Here is a 15,969-nt window from a genome sequence, read left to right as displayed (position 1 = left end):
CCATTTACAACAAATTCTCGCCCACGAGTCGTTTGTACTCCAATTGGTTCAGAACTAGCTGATATTGGTAATTCAATCGGGCCAGTTCCGCTTCTTCGACTCCGGTTTCGGCGCTTTGCAATTCAACGGGCGTAATGACACCGGACTGGAGCCGAACCTGAGCGATTTCCAGCGCTTTCCGGGCCTGGAGGACCTGCGTTTCGAGGTTTTGCAAGCGCAGTTGATTGCTCCGAATATCGGCATTCAACTGCTCCAGATTCTGCTGCAACTGCGCGTTGGCATTTTCCACGGCATACCGGCTGGCATCCAGATTCAGACGGGCCGCCTGGTTTTGCAGGCTATACCGTTTGCCGGAATAAATCGGAACGGTTAGGTTCACGCCGGCGGCTATGTTAAATTTCAGGGTGCCAATGTCCGGTAAATACCCGTTGCGGTATCCGGCCGAACCACTAAAACTTAGATTGGGCCGACCGCTCCGGCTGGAAGCCAGTATATCGGTCTGAGCCGCCCGAACCCGGTCCTGTGCTAGTTGTATTTCTTTGTTAGTGGATTGAGCCGTTTGCAGGCTACCTTCCAGTGTGAATGGCTGTCCTGTTGCTCCAAATTGAGCGGCAGCCGGGCTGATGGCCGGGTTTGGATTACCGGTCAGGTACGTCAATAACGCCCGTTGTCGCTCCAGATTGTTTTGCAGGTCAATTTTTCGATTTTGGGCGGTTTTCAGGCGCACCTGTTGCGTCAGCAAATCATACTGCAAAGCTTCTCCATTTTGCAGCCGGTTGGCAAAAATTTGAATATTCCGCTGCGCCACGCTAATCACCGAATCCTGTACAATGAGGCTTTTCTGCAAAAAACCGATACCGTAATAAGCCGCTGCAACCTGATAGCCTAGGTTCTGCTGTGTCAGCTCAAGAGCTCGTTTCAGGATCTGAACGTTGTCGGCGGCTTGCCGAATGCTGGCGTCGGTTCGCCCGAAGTCGTACAGCGTCTGTCCTAGGCCAATATTGGCGTTGATATTGTGGTTGGGCTGAAACTGAATAGTGGTTTCGTTGCCATTGACGGGCAAGGTGGCTTTGGCAACGGGGGTGACGTACTGGTAGGTGCCATTACCCGTAATATTCGGCTGGTAAGCCGACCGGGCAATATCTACCTGCACTTCGCCCGCCCGAAGCTGCTGTTGCTGCTCTTTCAACCGAGGGAAATTGGTATTGGCCTGGTTGATCAATCCTCGCAGGTCGTCGGGGATGGATTGCGCCCTGGCAACCGTGGTGGTCAGAACAATACTGATGAATAAGAACGGTTTCATTGTGTGTTTTTTGAAGAAGTTGTGGATCAACTATATCCGGAGATCGGAACGGTTTTTCGGGGATTAATGGGCTGCATCCGCTGCGGCTTTGGCTGCTGCCGGATCCATTTTCTTGTTTTTCATGAAAAACAGCAAGGGTAATGTCACCACGAAAAAAAGACCCGCCAGCCGGAACGTATCCAGGTACGAAATCATCAGCGCCTGTTTGGTAATGATGGCATCCAGGTTGCGGTAAGCGCCCGTAACGGCGTCGATGGCGTTGATACCCCGGGCTGCCAATCCCTGCGCCAGGGTATTTAGCCGGTCGCTGGTTAGCGGATCACCCGCTTGCAGATTCGATACCAGATCACTGCGATGAACGGCAGTACGCTGGGCGATGTACGTATTTGTGATGGCAACTCCGAAGGCTCCACCCAGTTGCCGAACCATGTTTGTGAAGGCAATTCCGGTCGGTAATTCCTGCGGTTTCAACGTCGAGATGGACTGGTTGATCAGCGGTGCGTTGATCATGGCCATGCCTGCTCCGCGCACCAGCAGCGCCCACGTAAAATCGCTTTCGCCCGCTTCGGCGTTCAGGTTCGACATCATGAAACAGAACAGAATGAATGACAGATAGCCGAGAACCGCGAAAAGTCGCGGTGAAACCCCCTTGGCCAGCGACCGCCCGACAATAGGAAACATCAACAGGGAAATCGCTCCGCCCGGAATCAGGATATTGCCGGTTTTGGTAGCTGTATACCCTACAATTCGCTGGGCAAACAGCGGGAATAACAGAATGGAGGTGAACAGACCGTAGCCGATGATAAATACCAGAATGGACCCAATGGCCAGGTTCTGATTTCTCACCACCCGCAAATCCATAACCGGGCTGTCGGTTTTCAATTCCCACCACAGGAAAAGTGGTATGGAAATGGCGGCTGCGATTGTCAAGTACAGAATGGTGTGGTCGTCGAACCAGTCGTCGGCTTCGCCCCGTTCCAGCACATACTGCAAGCTGCCGATGCCGACTGCCAGCAGCAGAATGCCAATCTGGTCGATTTTAATCTTACTACGGTCGATATTGAACTCGTAAGGCTGTTTTTCAATGAAGGCTGAACACAGAAAAATCGCCAGAATACCGATGGGAATGTTGATGAAAAACATCCAGCTCCAGTGGTAATTATCGATGATATAACCACCCAGCGTCGGGCCGAGCGTTGGTCCCATGACAATGCCCATCCCGAAAACCGCAGAAGCAATCGGCCGCTGACTTTGGGGAAACGCATCGTACATGATTCCTTGCGAAGTGGAGAGCAAAGCGCCCCCACCGATACCCTGCAAAAACCGGAAAGCCGTCAGCGTCCACAAATCGTCGGCAATGCCGCACAAATAAGACGCGATGGTAAAGAGGATGATGGAACCGATGTAATAGTTTTTCCGGCCAAAATAATTTTGCAGAAAACCAGTCATCGGAATGATGATCACGTTGGCAATGGCATACGCCGTAACGACCCACGAAATATCTTCGATCGTCACGCCCAGATTACCCGCCATTTGCGTCAGGCCGACGTTAACGATCGAGGTGTCGATCAGTTCCAGAATGGCCGCTGATACCGTCGTGATGACGACAATCCACCGTCTGAATCCCGTTGGTGCTGCCATATTTACTGTACTTTAACGGCGATGTCTGTGCTCAAACCGGCCCGCAACAGCCCTTTGTATTTTGCCGGATTGTCGATTTCAATCTTAACCGGAACGCGCTGCGTGACTTTAACGAAGTTGCCTGATGCGTTGTCTGGTGGCAGGAGGGCAAATTTGGCGCCGGTTGCTTCCGAAAGCGATACCACTTTCCCTTTGACTTCAAGATCGGGGTAGGCATCGATTTTTACGTCCACCGGCTGCCCCACGCGCATGTGCTCCAACTGCGTTTCCTTGAAGTTGGCCACCACCCAGAATGTTGAATCGTTCACGATGGTGAATAGCGTCTGGCCGGGCTGCACGTATTGGCCAACAACCACGTTTTTCTTCCCGATTTTGCCCGTAATCGGGGCGGTGATCTTAGCGTATCCCAGCCGGAGCTTTGCATTGTCGATTGCGGCCTGTTTCACTTTCAGCAGGGCTTCCGCTTTCTGAATGTTAGCCTGGGCTTTAGCAATGGCAGCTTTAGCTACGTTTTCCGAAGTTCTGGCTAAACCGATCTGTTGCACGTTTGCGTCATACTGACGCGCCTGCACTTCGGAGTTATTCCGCGAATCGTCCAGCTGTTTCTGGGTTAGTGACTGGCCTTTGTAAAGATTTTCATCGCGTTTAAGGTCGTTATTTGCTTTTGAAACCCGTGATGCCTGTACATCAGCGTTTGATTGGGCTACTTTCAGGTTCTGCCGAACGTTGGTCAAATTAGCCTGTGCATTCTGCAAATCTGCTTTGGCCGTTTGGACATCGGCCAGTGTTTGTTGATAATCCGCTTCCGCCTGTTGCAACGCTACTTCATATTCCTGCGGGTCAATGCTAATCAGGCTTTCTCCGCGTTTGACAGTGGCATAGTCCTCAATGCCAACTTGTTGCACGTAGCCAGCAACCCGCGCCAAAACCGGTGCGGTATTTCCTTCAATCTGCGCGTTGTCGGTCGTTTCGTAATGCTGGTTGTAACGATATGACTGAAAACCGTAAAAAGCAGCCGCACCCACCACAACCAGGATGAGCAGACGCGGAAGGTATTTTTTTACGGGTGTGGGCTGTTCAGAGGCCATTTTCTTAAAGCGTTTTTTTAGTAAACTAAGTTGACTATTTTTGTGCAAAATTATATTTTGAAACTCAAATCGTCAACCTGGTTTACTAAATGTTCGTTCACTTTAACAGAATTTTAATAAGCTGCCAAAGCACAGTCGTTTCGGTTTGAACAAGGCATTATTATTAATTTGTGAAAAAATTATAACTTGTTGAGCTGGTAAAGAACAACACCAATTGTTATGAATACCAATGAATTACTAACTGAAGAAGCGTTCAGCTTTCAGTCTTTCTATAAAATACGGGATCGAGCCCTGGGCCGAATTCTGTCCAAAGTAAAGCGGTACGTAGGGCGGTACATTGAGCAGCGGTTACCCGAATTGGGCTTCCCGGATTTCAAAGCGAGTTACTTAGCTTTTCTGGCTAATCTGGAAGAAGGCGGTATTACGAACAACGAACTGGCCCGCCGGGCGGGGGTCACCAAGCAGGCGATGAGCAAGGTGGTCAAACTGCTGGAAGACGACGGTTATATTTATACCGTTAAAAATGAACAAGATTCTCGTTCCAGCCGCATTTTCCTGAATGAACGCGGCAAACAGCTTCTGGTGGCGCTTTTGGTTTGTATGCAGGAAGTACGCGAAAAGTTTGATGCCATTGCGGGCCACGAGCGGGTTGAGGCAATGATTGATACAATGACCTTGCTGGTGCAGGAGCTTGACAAAGAAACCGATTACCTTCCGTTCCCCGGCTCAACCTGCGTGTAAACGGCCTTTTGTTAAAAACGCTCCAGACTGCTTAATCGGCTGGGGCGTTTTTTTGTTAGTAGTAAATAAACCGGAACCGTATGAAATTCACATCCATTAATCCCTATACGCAGAAGAAAGTCCAGTCGTATCCTGCTCTAAGCCAGCACGCACTTGCTAAAAAGTTGCAACAAGCCGACCGCGCTTTTCAGGATTGGTCGGCGATATCGCTGGAGGAGCGAAGCACGTATATTCAAAATGTAGCCAATCATTTACGGGCCGAAAAAAAGCATTATGCGGAGTTGATGACGGCCGAAATGGGTAAAACGCTGAAGGAAGCCAGCGCCGAAGTAGAAAAGTGTGCTACCGGCTGCGATTATTACCTCGAAAACGCTCCGGCATTTCTGGCTGATCTGAAGGTTTCGACGGAGGCCAAGAAGAGTTTTGTTGCTTACCAGCCGCTAGGCGCGGTGCTGGCCGTAATGCCGTGGAATTTTCCGTTCTGGCAGGTATTTCGCTTTGCCATCCCGTCGCTGCTGGCTGGTAATGTGGGGCTATTGAAACATGCCGCCAATGTTAGTGGGTGCTCGCTGGCTATTGAAGAAATTTTTCGGGCCAGCAACTTGCCAACTGGCGTTTTTCAATCGCTGCTGATCGAATCCAAAACCGTTGAAACCGTATTGAAAGACCCGCGTGTTAAAGCCGTTACGCTAACGGGAAGTGAAAAAGCCGGTGCGTCGGTTGCTGCCATTGCCGGAAGTCAGATCAAAAAATCGGTGCTCGAACTGGGTGGAAGCGATGCGCTGGTGGTGCTGGCGGATGCAAATCTGGAAAAAGCAGCTGAGGTGGCTGTTCAGTCCCGTATGCAGAATGCGGGGCAGAGTTGCATCGCGGCTAAACGGTTTATTGTCGAAAAGTCGGTCAAAAAGGAGTTTACAGATCGGGTGTTGCAGCACATTCGGGAGATCCAGCAAGGAGATCCGACGGATGAAAAAACTACGATGGGGCCGGTTGCGCGGCTTGATCTGGCCGAAGCCATTGAGCAGCAGTGCGCCCAAAGCGTTCGTGAGGGTGCCCGGGTTCTGCAAAGTGGGAAACGCGACGGTTGCAACGTTCCCCCGATTTTGCTGGATAAAGTGAAACCAGGCATAACGGCGTTCGATGAAGAAACCTTTGGCCCGCTGGCGGTTATCATTGAAGCAAAAGATGAACAGGACGCCGTGAAGCTGGCGAATCAATCCCAGTACGGTTTGGGGGCTGCGCTCTGGACGCGGGATCTCGACCGGGCCGACCGGCTGGCGCGCCAGATTCAGGCGGGTTCGGTGTTTGTCAATTCCCTGATGCGTTCTGACCCGCGGGTACCGTTTGGGGGTGTCAAACTATCCGGTTTTGGGCGCGAGCTTGCGGAAGTCGGTATGAAGGAATTTCTGAACGTTAAAACCGTCTGGATGGAGTAGCGTCCGTCAGACGGCTACTTCAACAACCGTTCCGTGGTCAGCGTAAATCCGGAACTGTCCGCCGAGTTCTTCGGCCCGTTTCTTCATATTCTGTAAACCGTAATGGTTATCAAACGACTCGCCGTCATTCCAGACAAAACCGTTGCCATTGTCACTAACACTCAACCGGAACGAACCGTCATCTTTGGCCCGAAGCAAAACCGTTACTTTCGTAGCCTGCGCGTGTTTGACTACGTTGTGCAGGGCTTCCTGCATAATCCGGAACATATTCAGCGCCTGCACGGAGGTCAACGGTTGGGTCAGATGGCCCTCCGTTTGAATCAGGACCTGAGGAGCTTCCATCTGCTGGAAATACCGGCTAACGTAATGGTTGATCCGTTCCTCAAACTCTTCCAGCGTAAAGCTTTCCTGATGGATAGCCCAGATCGTATCCCGAAGCATTTTGATGGCTTCGCGGGTATAATCGACGATGGAACGGAGCTGCAAGGTCAATTGAAAGGTATTTGGAATGGGTTGTTTCTCGGTCTGGCGGCCGATTTGTTGCAGGCTGGTGACAATAAACGACAGTTGCGCTCCAACGTTATCGTGAAGGTCGCGGGCGATCCGTTCCTTTTCCTGTAACGAATCATTTTTGAGCTGCAATGCCTGAACGTGGGCTTCGTAAGCCAGTCGTTGCTGTTGAGTGCGTTCGTCGCTGAGTTGCTCGTTATGGTCGCGGATGAGTTTGTAGCGATACGCCAAACCAAACGTCAGCACCATAACTTCAAACAAAGCCGCCAACGCATAATTTTCGTAGCTTTCCAGAAAGGTATAAGTCGGTAAAAGCCTGAAATTGCAGAGAATAACGAGAAAGTTGAGTGTATAAAACGGGGTGACTGCCACCAGATACAACCAGGCTTCCTGAACGCGATAGCGCCGAATCAAGTTGACCACAATGAAAGCCCAGATCAAGGGCATGGGTAGCCAGTAAAAAATGATGAATAACCGCATCAATACCAGTTCAACTGCGGGCGGAACGTAAAGCACCCATTCGGCCAGCAGGGAAATCAGACAGAAAAGGCCGCCCGCCAAAGCCACGGTTGCAATCCGGTGCCACAGGCGGCTGGGGGTGTTTTGGAGGGATAAAAACGAGCGGACAAACAGTAGTTGAAAGAAAAAGAGCAGTAGCGGAAATACAAAGTAAATATTCCGGTTGGGCATCCAAAACTGACTCCCGAAAAAGAATTGATACAAAAAACCGTCGTTGATAAAAAAGTAGCCCGCCAGGCTTACTACGCACAGGATGTATTTGCCATAAATCCGATCGAGCGTGGTCAGGTAAAAGAAAAAGCTAATGACAATAACAAAAGCAAAAATGGCAAAAATACCGCCCCAGAAAGCATAATCTTTCAGAATGAACGTAGCAAGGGTATGTTGCGGACGAATGCAAATTGGAAGGACCTGAACACCCCGGCTTTTGAACGCCTTAATATAGCAGACAACCTCTTTTTGGGCCGGTAGGCTGAACGGGAACCAGAAATTTCGGTGGTAAACCGTCTTCTGTGCGACGGGTGTTTTCCAGCCATAAACGGGCGATACCTCAAGGACCTGTTCACCGTCGGTAATAAAGAGTTGTAGCTCGTCAAACGCCCAGAAATCAATTTGGCAAAACAGGGCTTGCACCACTTCTGACGGGTTCCGAAGCCGGAAGCGTAGCCAGACGGGATAAGCGTGCTGGTTGCCGCTGGTGTACCCGAAATTTGGAACGGGCGAGAAACTGGGCTGGAATTGGGCCGCTATCGTTGGTTTCAGAACCTCATCAATGGTGAGCCGGTGGGTCGTATCCTGAATATACCACAAACCGTGATCAAGAACCAGGGCATCATTGCCGGACGGCATGGTGATAACCGGTTGCTCTGCCCGGGAAACTACCGGGAATAGGAGACCTAGCAAAGCAATAAACCGGTAAAGAAGAGCCATACCGCCGGTGGTTTAGCACCAAATATAGCGAAAAGTGGTCTTGGTAGCGAGGTAGTTAGCTATTTTCTGGCGAAACTACTTCTCCGTATAGATCGAACTCGTGGGCTTCCGTGATCCGCACGTTCGCAAAATCACCCTGACGCACATACTGACCCGCTGGAACCAGTACTTCGTTATCTACTTCCGGAGAATCGAATTCCGTGCGGCCAATGAAAAAACCGCCCTCTTTCCGGTCGAACAGCACTTTGTAAGTGTTGCCAAGCTTTTGCTGATTGAGCTCCGACGAAATACCCTGCTGCAATTCCATGATGGCGTCGACACGTTCCTGCTTAGTATCGGCCGGAATGTCGTCGGGAAGGGTATACGAGTGTGTATTGTCTTCGTGCGAATAGGTGAAGGCGCCCAAACGGTCAAACCGCATACGTTCTACAAACTCGTAAGTCTCGTCAAACATCGCTTCGGTTTCGCCGGGATGACCCACAATAAGTGTGGTGCGGAGGGCAATATTCGGTACTTTATCACGGATGCTGTGAATCAGGGCTTCGGTTTTTTCCCGCGTGATACCCCGGCGCATGATTTTCAGCAGTTCAGTGGAGCCGGTTTGCAGCGGCATGTCCAGGTAATTGCAGACGTTGGACCGGTCGCGCATCACGTCGAGCACATCCATCGGAAAGCCGGATGGATAAGCGTATTGCAAACGAATCCAGTCGATGCCTTCGACGTCGGCAAGTCGGTTGAGTAGGTCAGCCAGGGTCCGTTTTTTGTAAAGGTCCAACCCGTAATAGGTCAAATCCTGAGCAATCAGAATCAGTTCTTTGGTGCCGCGCCGGGCCAGCGACTGGGCTTCTTTGACCAGTTCATCGGCGGGGCGCGAAACGTGGTGACCGCGCATGAGCGGGATGGCGCAGAACGAGCAGGGGCGGTCGCAACCTTCGGCAATTTTCAGGTACGCAAAGTGAGCCGGGGTGGTCAAAAGACGTTCGCCTACGAGTTCGTGTTTGTAGTCAGCTTTCAGCGTTTTGAGCAGACGCGGCAATTCATTGGTTCCAAACCAGGCATCGACGGTTGGAATTTCGACTTCCAGCTCATCTTTGTAACGGTGCGACAAACAGCCTGTTACGTATACTTTGTCAACCACACCCGCGTCCTTGGCGTCAACGTACCGCAGAATGGTGTTGATGGATTCCTCCTTGGCGTTATCGATAAAACCGCAGGTATTAATAACCACAATATTCGCGTCGTCTTTCTTCGACTCGTGCGAAACATTGTAACCATTTCCCTTTAGTTGTGTAAAAAGTACTTCAGAGTCCACCAGGTTTTTAGAACAACCCAGTGTAACGATATTAATTTTATTCGAGCGTAATCCTTTTGTTTTCAAAATAGTAAAATGCTAGGCAACCGTGTGCCGACCGTCCTGACACAACATCGCTAATTTTTACAAAGTTCGGAAAAGTACAATTCAGGAGAAAGTTATACGGGCAAAATCCACGGAATTTTATGCGGAATGCGTTGGATCGGAACGGTTTTAAAATAATCGTCGAGGGCGAAATCCAGATAGCTCTTGTTATGATTCAGGCAAACCCGATGGCCGTCTTTCAGGTGAACGATTGAATACCGGTAGCCCTCGTATAGCCAATCATTTGGTAAGTGAACCCGCCCAAAGGCATCCATAGACGGTCAATATACCGCCTGGTACGTAATTTCGAAAGTGATCGTGGATTGGCGGTTTTTCTCGACTTTCACCGGGAAAATGTTGTTATCACCGTCGAATAGATTAGCGTAGAGGCCCTTTTCTTCCTGAACGAATACCGAATAGGTGCCCGGACGCAGGTTCACGCAGAATTTGCCTTCTTTGTCGGACTTGACCTTTTTGACCAGCTGCGTATTGACTTTGCTGTAAAAACCGTCCTCGGTGGATTCGGCCTGATCCGTTTTGGTCAGCTCATAAATCAGCACATCACGCACGACAGGCTGGCCTTTGGGCTGAGGCCGGTCCGGCCCGGGCATGTGATTCCCGGATTTAAAGATAACTGTGCCGCAGATGCCCTGCGCCTGGCCCTGGCTGGATTTGCAAGCCACAGTCCACAATACCGTTGCCAGCAGCCCTGTAGCCAGAAAAAAAATCCGTTGCCTGATTTGCATAAGTTCGATTTGATCAAGAAGCGATCATACTTTCTTAAAAAACGAATCAACAAACTCCATCTTGCTGAATGTCTGCAAATCTTCAATTTTTTCGCCCACTCCGATGTATTTGACCGGAATCTTGAATTGATCCGAAATGCCGATCACCACGCCACCTTTGGCCGTGCCATCGAGTTTGGTAATCGCCAGGGCGGTCACGTCCGTGGCTTTTGTAAATTCCGTAGCTTGGATAAAGGCGTTCTGGCCCGTCGATCCGTCGAGGACAAGCAGCACTTCGTGGGGCGCTTCGGGTAGAAATTTCTGCACCACCCGCTTGATTTTCGATAGCTCGTTCATCAGGTTCACTTTGGTGTGCAGCCGGCCCGCCGTGTCAATAATCACCACGTCGGCGTTCATGTCTACGGCTTTTTTGACCGCATCGAAAGCCACCGCCGACGGATCGGTATTCATGCCATGCTCAATAACTGGCACGCCAACGCGCTGGCCCCAAAGTTTCAGTTGCGTCACAGCAGCGGCCCGGAAGGTGTCGCCCGCACCTAGTACAACCTGATAACCGCGTTTATGGAATTGAGCGGCTAACTTGCCAATAGTTGTGGTTTTACCCACGCCATTGACGCCCACCACCATAATTACGTACGGTTTTTTACCGGCAGGCAGGGCAAAGTCATCATCCACATCGACGGATTTGTTTTCGGCCAGCAGCGCGGCAATTTCCTCCCGTAAAATCCGGTCCAGTTCGCTGGTGTTGACATATTTGTCCCGCGCAACACGCTCTTCGATGCGCCGGATGATTTTAACGGTTGTTCCAACGCCCACGTCGGACGTGATCAGGACTTCTTCCAACTCGTCCAGTACCTCTTCATCGACGGTCGATTTGCCGACGACGGCGCGGTTCAGTTTTGAGAAAAAGCTTTCTTTGGACTTTTCCAGTCCTTTGTCGAGTGATTCTTTTTTTTCCTTCGAGAAAAAATCAAACAGACCCATTGCGTAGACGTTAGAACTTTTGATGGTAGATAAAAGATCGCGGTTTGGGGACCGGCCTTTTGTCTCGAACAAATATAAAAACAAAAAAGTCCCACCGAGGACCGAGGGACTTTGAATTACTGTAGAACCCAAAGACTAGCCTTTCAGAGCAGCCTGTACTTCTTCCAGTGGGACCATTTCTTCTCTAAAGGTGTAAGCACCGGTTTTCGGTGATTTTACGGCTTTGATGATCTTTGCGAAGTTCTTACCGCCACCTTCCTTCTTCAGGGTTGCAACAACTTTCTTTGCCATGTTGGATCGTCGGGAACATTCCCGCAGTTACGATTATTTAATTTCTTTATGAACAGTTACGCGCTTCAAATTCGGATTGTACTTTTTCAGTTCGATCCGGCTTGGCGTGTTCTTACGGTTTTTGGTGGTGATGTAGCGCGAAGTTCCCGGTACGTTCGTATCCTTCTGCTCCGTGCACTCCAAAATCACCTGGATTCTATTGCCTTTCTTAGCCATTGCTGTAAATATTTTCTCAAACAGGAACGCAAAGGTAAGATAAAGTCTTAAGAACCACAACGGTTGTACAGGAAATAATTGTGAAAAACGGTTTATGGTTGGCGGTTTTCCCGTTGTAGTATTCGGTCTACCTCTCTACCGGGACCGATGTATTCGTTCTGACGCTATGTTATTTACGGTATATGGTAACCAAAAACCGTAAACTATACTCCGAAAACCGTATGCCTGTTTTGATTTTTGCGTGTCCACTACCGACCTTTGATTTGCAATGACCACACAAACCATTCAATACGAATACCAGCCCGGGTTGTTTCAGACTTCCGAACCGAGCAAGTACACGCCCGAAGCGCTCGGGCCGGGGGAAATGATTCTGAACATGGGGCCGCAGCACCCGTCTACCCACGGCGTTCTCCGCATGGAAATTGTCACCGACGGTGAAATCATCGTTGATGTGGTGCCGCATCTGGGGTATCTGCACCGTTGCTTTGAGAAACATGCCGAATCGTTGCCCTACAACCAGACGTTACCATTCGTCGATCGGCTGGATTATATGGCTGCCATGAACAGCGAACACGTCTTCTGCATGGGCGTAGAGCGAATGCTGGGTATTGACAAGGAGTTGCTGAGTCGGCCCGATGGTCGGCGGATTGAATACATTCGGGTGTTGGTAGCCGAGCTCAATCGGCTGGCATCGCACTTCGTAGCCATTGGAACTTATGCCCTTGATATTGGCGCTTACACTCCGTTTTTGTGGATGATGCGCGACCGCGAGCACTTGCAGCGGTTGCTGGAATGGATCAGCGGGGCGCGGATGCTGTACAATTACATCTGGATCGGCGGTTTGTATTACGACCTGCCGGTGGGTTTTGAAGAACGGTGCGGAGAGTTTCTGAAGTATCTGAAACCGAAGTTGGTAGAATTACAGCAGTTGGTTGTTGATAACACGATTTTTGTGAAACGGACGGCCAATGTGGGCGTTTTGCCGCTGCCGGTGGCTATTAATTACGGCTGCTCTGGACCCGTCTTGCGGGCGTCGGGCTTGCGGTACGATTTGCGCCGGGTAGATGCCTATTCCGTCTACCCCGAACTGGATTTTGACATTCCGATTGGCGAGGGAACTGTAGGGACACTGGGCGATTGCTGGGACCGGAATTACGTGCGGGTGCTGGAGTGCTGGGAATCCGTGAAAATTGCGGAACAATGCCTCACGCAGCTCACCGGCGATCTGAAGCGTACCCGGGATTTCGATCCGCAGGCTATTGTACCGAAGAAAATTCGTCCGAAAGCGCAGGAATTTTACATTCGGGGCGAAATTCCGAAGGGTGAACTGGGCTTCTTTTTCCGGGCCGACGGCCGGTCGGACATTCCGTTCCGTTGCCGGGCGCGCTCCTGCTCGTACCATAACCTGTCGGTGATCAGTGAAATATCGAAAGGGGCCATGATTGCCGACCTGGTAGCGATCATCGGTTCCATTGATGTCGTAATGGGCGAAGTGGATCGTTAAGCCAGTACGTAGATTTCCCGGGTGTTACGGCCAAAACCGTCGTAATCCAGACCGTAACCCACAACAAACCGGTTTTCAATTTCAAAACCGACGTATTGAATGGTTACATTGACTTGCAATGCTTCGGGTTTGAAGAGCATCGTTGCGATTGCCAGCGAAGCGGGCTCCTGTTCGTTCAGTTGCCGGGTTACATCCTGAATGGTGAGTCCCGTGTCAACAATATCTTCAATCAGAATGACGTCCTGCCCAGCTAAAGATTCACTAAGCCCGAGCAATTCCCGTACAACGCCCGTCGAGGCCGTTTGTTGGTACGAACTGACCCGCAGAAAAGTTACCCGGCACGGTATTGTCAGGTGCGTCATCAATTCGGCCGCAAAAATGAAGGCCCCGTTGAGCACTACCACCAGCATCGGTTCTTTGTCCCGGTAGTCCTGATTGATCTGATTGGCCAACTGAACAATCCGGTTTTTCAGCTTGTTTTGATCGATGAACGGAACGAACGTTTTGTCTTTGATAGTCAGCATAAGGGGCCAGTTGAGCACAATTCCAAAGGTACGGTATCCGGTGGGTTCGTAAAAACTTTTGGTTGGGTAAACTGGAAATTCAAAAACTTCGTTGATACAAGACGATACTTGTGTCCTGTAAAAATGAAAAAAAACATCCTTGTTCTGATCAGTCTGTTGGTGACCTTTTCGGCGCGTGCTCAGGTCTATTCGCTGGCTGAATTCGACAAAAAATACGACATGCTCCTGAAGCACCCCGGCGTTCAGATTGAGTCGGCGGAGGCTATCAATAACTTGTATAATTACAAATTTTACGAAGCCGATAAAGAGTTTCGCTGGCTCCAGCAGCGGTATCCGGATCATCCGATGCCGTATTTTTTGATGGCTCTGGCTGAGTGGTGGAAAATTGTGCCGAACACCGAAAATACGGATTTCGATGACAAGTGCGAGTCGTACCTGGATATGACCATCCAGCGAGCCGAAAAATTGTACGATAGCAAGGAGAACAAAGTCGAACCATCGTTTTTCCTGGCGGCAGCCTACGGTTTCAAAGGCCGCCTATATTCAGAACGGAAGAAATGGGCCAAAGCAACCTGGGCCGGTAAAAATGCCCTGAAGTATTTTGATAAATGCAAAGGCAATGGCGATTTGACGCCCGAACTGCTGTTTGGCGACGGTTTATACAATTATTACGCCCAGTGGATTCCCAAAAATTATCCGGCTTTGAAACCGATTTTGATGTTCTTTCCAAAAGGTAATAAGGCGGAAGGAATTCGGCAGCTGGAGGCTACGGCCAACAACGCTTTTTATACGCGAACGGAAGCGCGGTATTTCCTGCTGCAAATCTACAGCATGGAGAACCAGTACGACAAGGCGTACGATCTGGCAAAATACATGTGGCAGCAATTTCCGGACAACCCGTACTTTGAACGGTATTATGCCCGAACGGCTTTTGTGCGCGGCTATAATAATGAAGCAACCTCGGCTGCTAACAGCATTTTAAGTAAAATTGAGCGCGGAATGGATGGTTATGAAGGTGTTGGAGGGCGGACGGCAGCTTATATTCTGGCGTACAATAACCACCACTATTTTCGCGATCTGACAAAAGCAAAACAGTATTACCAGAAAACCATTGATTTTGCCAAACAGACCAATTCATACGATGCGGCTTACTATTGGGCATCGGTGCTGAGCCTGGGTAAAATTGCTGCGAGCGAAAAAGATTACGATCAGGCGCAGACGTATTATAAAGAAGTGATTGATAAAGCCGACCGTAAATCCAGTCAGTACAAAGAAGCCAAGGGTGGCTTGGATAATCTGAAAAAATTGCGGAGAGAAGAACGCCGGAAGGGGAGAAGGGGGTAAAAGCTACGAGTTAAGAATTAAGAGTTGGCTAATGCTTTCTAGCTTGAGCAGCGCATTTTGAAACTCTTAATTCTTAACTATTAATATTTGACTCAGGGTATTGGAAGAACTTTACTTTCTTTGAAGGTCGACAGAATGACCATAGTCTGCGTGCTGGCTACTTCTTCAATCTCGTTGATTTTTTCCAGCATCAACACCTGGTAAGAGGAGATATCCTTGGCGATCACCTTGAGCAGAAAGTCGCCCGAACCCGTGATGTGGTGACATTCGATAATCTCCGGAATATTCTTAACCGCGTTGACAAACGATTCGGTTACCTGCTTTTTATGGCCAACCAGCGACACCTGCACGAACGTAGTAACCCCCAGCCCAACACGATCACGATTTAACTGAGCGTGATAGCTTTGAATGATTCCTGAGGTTTCTAATTTTTTTACACGCTCGAGCGTCGGAGCAGGTGACAGGCCTATTTCTTTTGAAAGTTGAGCGTTCGTGATTTTTGCGTTTGTCTGTAAAATTTCTAATACTTTCCGATCAATCTGATCGAGCTTGATTCCTGACATGATAGTAGTGAACTTAAAACTTTATCCAACCAATATGAGATCGTACAAAACTAAACACAATCCTTGTATTTTTATAAAAAAATATGGATTTTTTACTAAAATGTAAAATAATGATTGGTTTTGCGACCCGATTTTCTGCCCAAAATTACTGTAAACAATAGTTATACCAAATACTGTTTACCATCGAAATAACCCGTTCCTAATTTTTTTCCAAATAATATTCGGCAAGCAGG

General features: G+C 49.5%; 16 protein-coding genes. 4 read left to right on the top strand and 12 right to left on the bottom strand.

From position 1 onward, the window contains the following. Positions 1-4: 4 nt before the first annotated feature. The 3 genes from ACYVH9_RS18680 to ACYVH9_RS18670 form a co-directional block, all read right to left on the bottom strand. A complete protein-coding gene (locus ACYVH9_RS18680) occupies positions 5-1,303 on the bottom strand; it encodes a TolC family protein (protein WP_460637900.1) in 1,299 nt (432 codons plus the stop codon). A 63-nt stretch (positions 1,304-1,366) separates the two neighbouring features. Then, the gene (locus ACYVH9_RS18675; protein WP_460637899.1) at positions 1,367-2,944 is read right to left on the bottom strand and encodes a DHA2 family efflux MFS transporter permease subunit; all 1,578 of its coding nucleotides are present in this window, start codon (positions 2,942-2,944) and stop codon (positions 1,367-1,369) included. Between the two features lie 2 nt (positions 2,945-2,946). Next, positions 2,947-4,032, bottom strand: a complete 1,086-nt coding sequence (locus ACYVH9_RS18670) for an HlyD family secretion protein (RefSeq protein ID WP_460637898.1) — start codon at positions 4,030-4,032, stop codon at positions 2,947-2,949. A 219-nt stretch (positions 4,033-4,251) separates the two neighbouring features. Between ACYVH9_RS18670 and ACYVH9_RS18665 the strand changes: the two genes are divergently transcribed. Together ACYVH9_RS18665 and ACYVH9_RS18660 are read left to right on the top strand one after the other, a co-directional pair. After that, the gene (locus ACYVH9_RS18665) at positions 4,252-4,773 is read left to right on the top strand and encodes a MarR family winged helix-turn-helix transcriptional regulator (RefSeq protein WP_460637897.1); all 522 of its coding nucleotides are present in this window, start codon (positions 4,252-4,254) and stop codon (positions 4,771-4,773) included. A gap of 80 nt (positions 4,774-4,853) precedes the next feature. Next, positions 4,854-6,209 carry an NAD-dependent succinate-semialdehyde dehydrogenase gene (locus ACYVH9_RS18660; protein ID WP_460637896.1) on the top strand — a complete coding sequence of 452 codons (1,356 nt, stop codon included), beginning with the start codon at positions 4,854-4,856 and terminating at the stop codon, positions 6,207-6,209. A gap of 6 nt (positions 6,210-6,215) precedes the next feature. On the opposite strand, the gene ACYVH9_RS18655 is transcribed toward ACYVH9_RS18660, so the two are convergent. The 7 genes from ACYVH9_RS18655 to rpmG form a co-directional block, all read right to left on the bottom strand. Further along, positions 6,216-8,168 carry a sensor histidine kinase gene (locus ACYVH9_RS18655; RefSeq protein ID WP_460637895.1) on the bottom strand — a complete coding sequence of 651 codons (1,953 nt, stop codon included), beginning with the start codon at positions 8,166-8,168 and terminating at the stop codon, positions 6,216-6,218. A gap of 55 nt (positions 8,169-8,223) precedes the next feature. Further along, positions 8,224-9,546, bottom strand: a complete 1,323-nt coding sequence (gene rimO / locus ACYVH9_RS18650) for a 30S ribosomal protein S12 methylthiotransferase RimO (protein WP_460637894.1) — start codon at positions 9,544-9,546, stop codon at positions 8,224-8,226. 92 nt (positions 9,547-9,638) lie between these two features. Next, entirely contained in the window at positions 9,639-9,839 is a 201-nt protein-coding gene (locus ACYVH9_RS18645; RefSeq protein ID WP_460637893.1) for a hypothetical protein, read from the bottom strand. 6 nt (positions 9,840-9,845) lie between these two features. Then, on the bottom strand, positions 9,846-10,310 hold the full coding sequence (locus tag ACYVH9_RS18640) for a hypothetical protein (RefSeq protein WP_460637892.1): 465 nt from the start codon (positions 10,308-10,310) through the stop codon (positions 9,846-9,848). A gap of 24 nt (positions 10,311-10,334) precedes the next feature. Continuing rightward, positions 10,335-11,294 (bottom strand): signal recognition particle-docking protein FtsY, encoded by a 960-nt coding sequence (ftsY, locus tag ACYVH9_RS18635; RefSeq protein ID WP_460637891.1) that lies wholly within the window; start codon positions 11,292-11,294, stop codon positions 10,335-10,337. Between the two features lie 135 nt (positions 11,295-11,429). After that, positions 11,430-11,585 carry a DUF4295 domain-containing protein gene (locus ACYVH9_RS18630; protein ID WP_111626371.1) on the bottom strand — a complete coding sequence of 52 codons (156 nt, stop codon included), beginning with the start codon at positions 11,583-11,585 and terminating at the stop codon, positions 11,430-11,432. A gap of 33 nt (positions 11,586-11,618) precedes the next feature. Continuing rightward, complete coding sequence (rpmG, locus tag ACYVH9_RS18625) at positions 11,619-11,801, bottom strand: 50S ribosomal protein L33 (protein ID WP_038121932.1); 183 nt, start codon at positions 11,799-11,801, stop codon at positions 11,619-11,621. Between the two features lie 268 nt (positions 11,802-12,069). On the opposite strand from rpmG, the gene ACYVH9_RS18620 reads away from it, so the two are divergent. Further along, positions 12,070-13,305 (top strand): NADH-quinone oxidoreductase subunit D, encoded by a 1,236-nt coding sequence (locus tag ACYVH9_RS18620; protein ID WP_460637890.1) that lies wholly within the window; start codon positions 12,070-12,072, stop codon positions 13,303-13,305. On the opposite strand, the gene hpt is transcribed toward ACYVH9_RS18620, so the two are convergent. Then, a complete protein-coding gene (gene hpt, locus ACYVH9_RS18615) occupies positions 13,302-13,829 on the bottom strand; it encodes a hypoxanthine phosphoribosyltransferase (RefSeq protein WP_460637889.1) in 528 nt (175 codons plus the stop codon). The genes ACYVH9_RS18620 and hpt overlap by 4 nt on opposite strands. Positions 13,830-13,952: 123 nt before the next feature. On the opposite strand from hpt, the gene ACYVH9_RS18610 reads away from it, so the two are divergent. Continuing rightward, a complete protein-coding gene (locus ACYVH9_RS18610; protein WP_460637888.1) occupies positions 13,953-15,173 on the top strand; it encodes a tetratricopeptide repeat protein in 1,221 nt (406 codons plus the stop codon). A gap of 92 nt (positions 15,174-15,265) precedes the next feature. Here ACYVH9_RS18610 and ACYVH9_RS18605 read toward each other — a convergent pair whose 3' ends face one another. After that, complete coding sequence (locus tag ACYVH9_RS18605) at positions 15,266-15,736, bottom strand: Lrp/AsnC family transcriptional regulator (RefSeq protein ID WP_111626375.1); 471 nt, start codon at positions 15,734-15,736, stop codon at positions 15,266-15,268. Positions 15,737-15,969 lie beyond the last annotated feature (233 nt).

The organism is Larkinella harenae (assembly GCF_054780515.1).
Note: the sequence above shows the minus strand (reverse complement) of the source record. Positions and strands in the feature narration are given on the sequence as shown.

Coding starts and splice junctions, on each gene's coding strand:
- ACYVH9_RS18660 (WP_460637896.1), top strand. CDS start 4,854: ATGAAATTCACATCCATTAATCCCTATACGCAGAAGAAAGTCCAGTCG.
- ACYVH9_RS18675 (WP_460637899.1), bottom strand. CDS start 2,944: ATGGCAGCACCAACGGGATTCAGACGGTGGATTGTCGTCATCACGACG.
- ACYVH9_RS18645 (WP_460637893.1), bottom strand. CDS start 9,839: ATGGATGCCTTTGGGCGGGTTCACTTACCAAATGATTGGCTATACGAG.
- ACYVH9_RS18605 (WP_111626375.1), bottom strand. CDS start 15,736: ATGTCAGGAATCAAGCTCGATCAGATTGATCGGAAAGTATTAGAAATT.
- ACYVH9_RS18665 (WP_460637897.1), top strand. CDS start 4,252: ATGAATACCAATGAATTACTAACTGAAGAAGCGTTCAGCTTTCAGTCT.
- ACYVH9_RS18670 (WP_460637898.1), bottom strand. CDS start 4,032: ATGGCCTCTGAACAGCCCACACCCGTAAAAAAATACCTTCCGCGTCTG.
- ACYVH9_RS18630 (WP_111626371.1), bottom strand. CDS start 11,585: ATGGCAAAGAAAGTTGTTGCAACCCTGAAGAAGGAAGGTGGCGGTAAG.
- hpt (WP_460637889.1), bottom strand. CDS start 13,829: ATGCTGACTATCAAAGACAAAACGTTCGTTCCGTTCATCGATCAAAAC.
- ACYVH9_RS18655 (WP_460637895.1), bottom strand. CDS start 8,168: ATGGCTCTTCTTTACCGGTTTATTGCTTTGCTAGGTCTCCTATTCCCG.
- ACYVH9_RS18610 (WP_460637888.1), top strand. CDS start 13,953: ATGAAAAAAAACATCCTTGTTCTGATCAGTCTGTTGGTGACCTTTTCG.
- ACYVH9_RS18620 (WP_460637890.1), top strand. CDS start 12,070: ATGACCACACAAACCATTCAATACGAATACCAGCCCGGGTTGTTTCAG.
- ACYVH9_RS18640 (WP_460637892.1), bottom strand. CDS start 10,310: ATGCAAATCAGGCAACGGATTTTTTTTCTGGCTACAGGGCTGCTGGCA.
- ACYVH9_RS18680 (WP_460637900.1), bottom strand. CDS start 1,303: ATGAAACCGTTCTTATTCATCAGTATTGTTCTGACCACCACGGTTGCC.
- rpmG (WP_038121932.1), bottom strand. CDS start 11,801: ATGGCTAAGAAAGGCAATAGAATCCAGGTGATTTTGGAGTGCACGGAG.
- ftsY (WP_460637891.1), bottom strand. CDS start 11,294: ATGGGTCTGTTTGATTTTTTCTCGAAGGAAAAAAAAGAATCACTCGAC.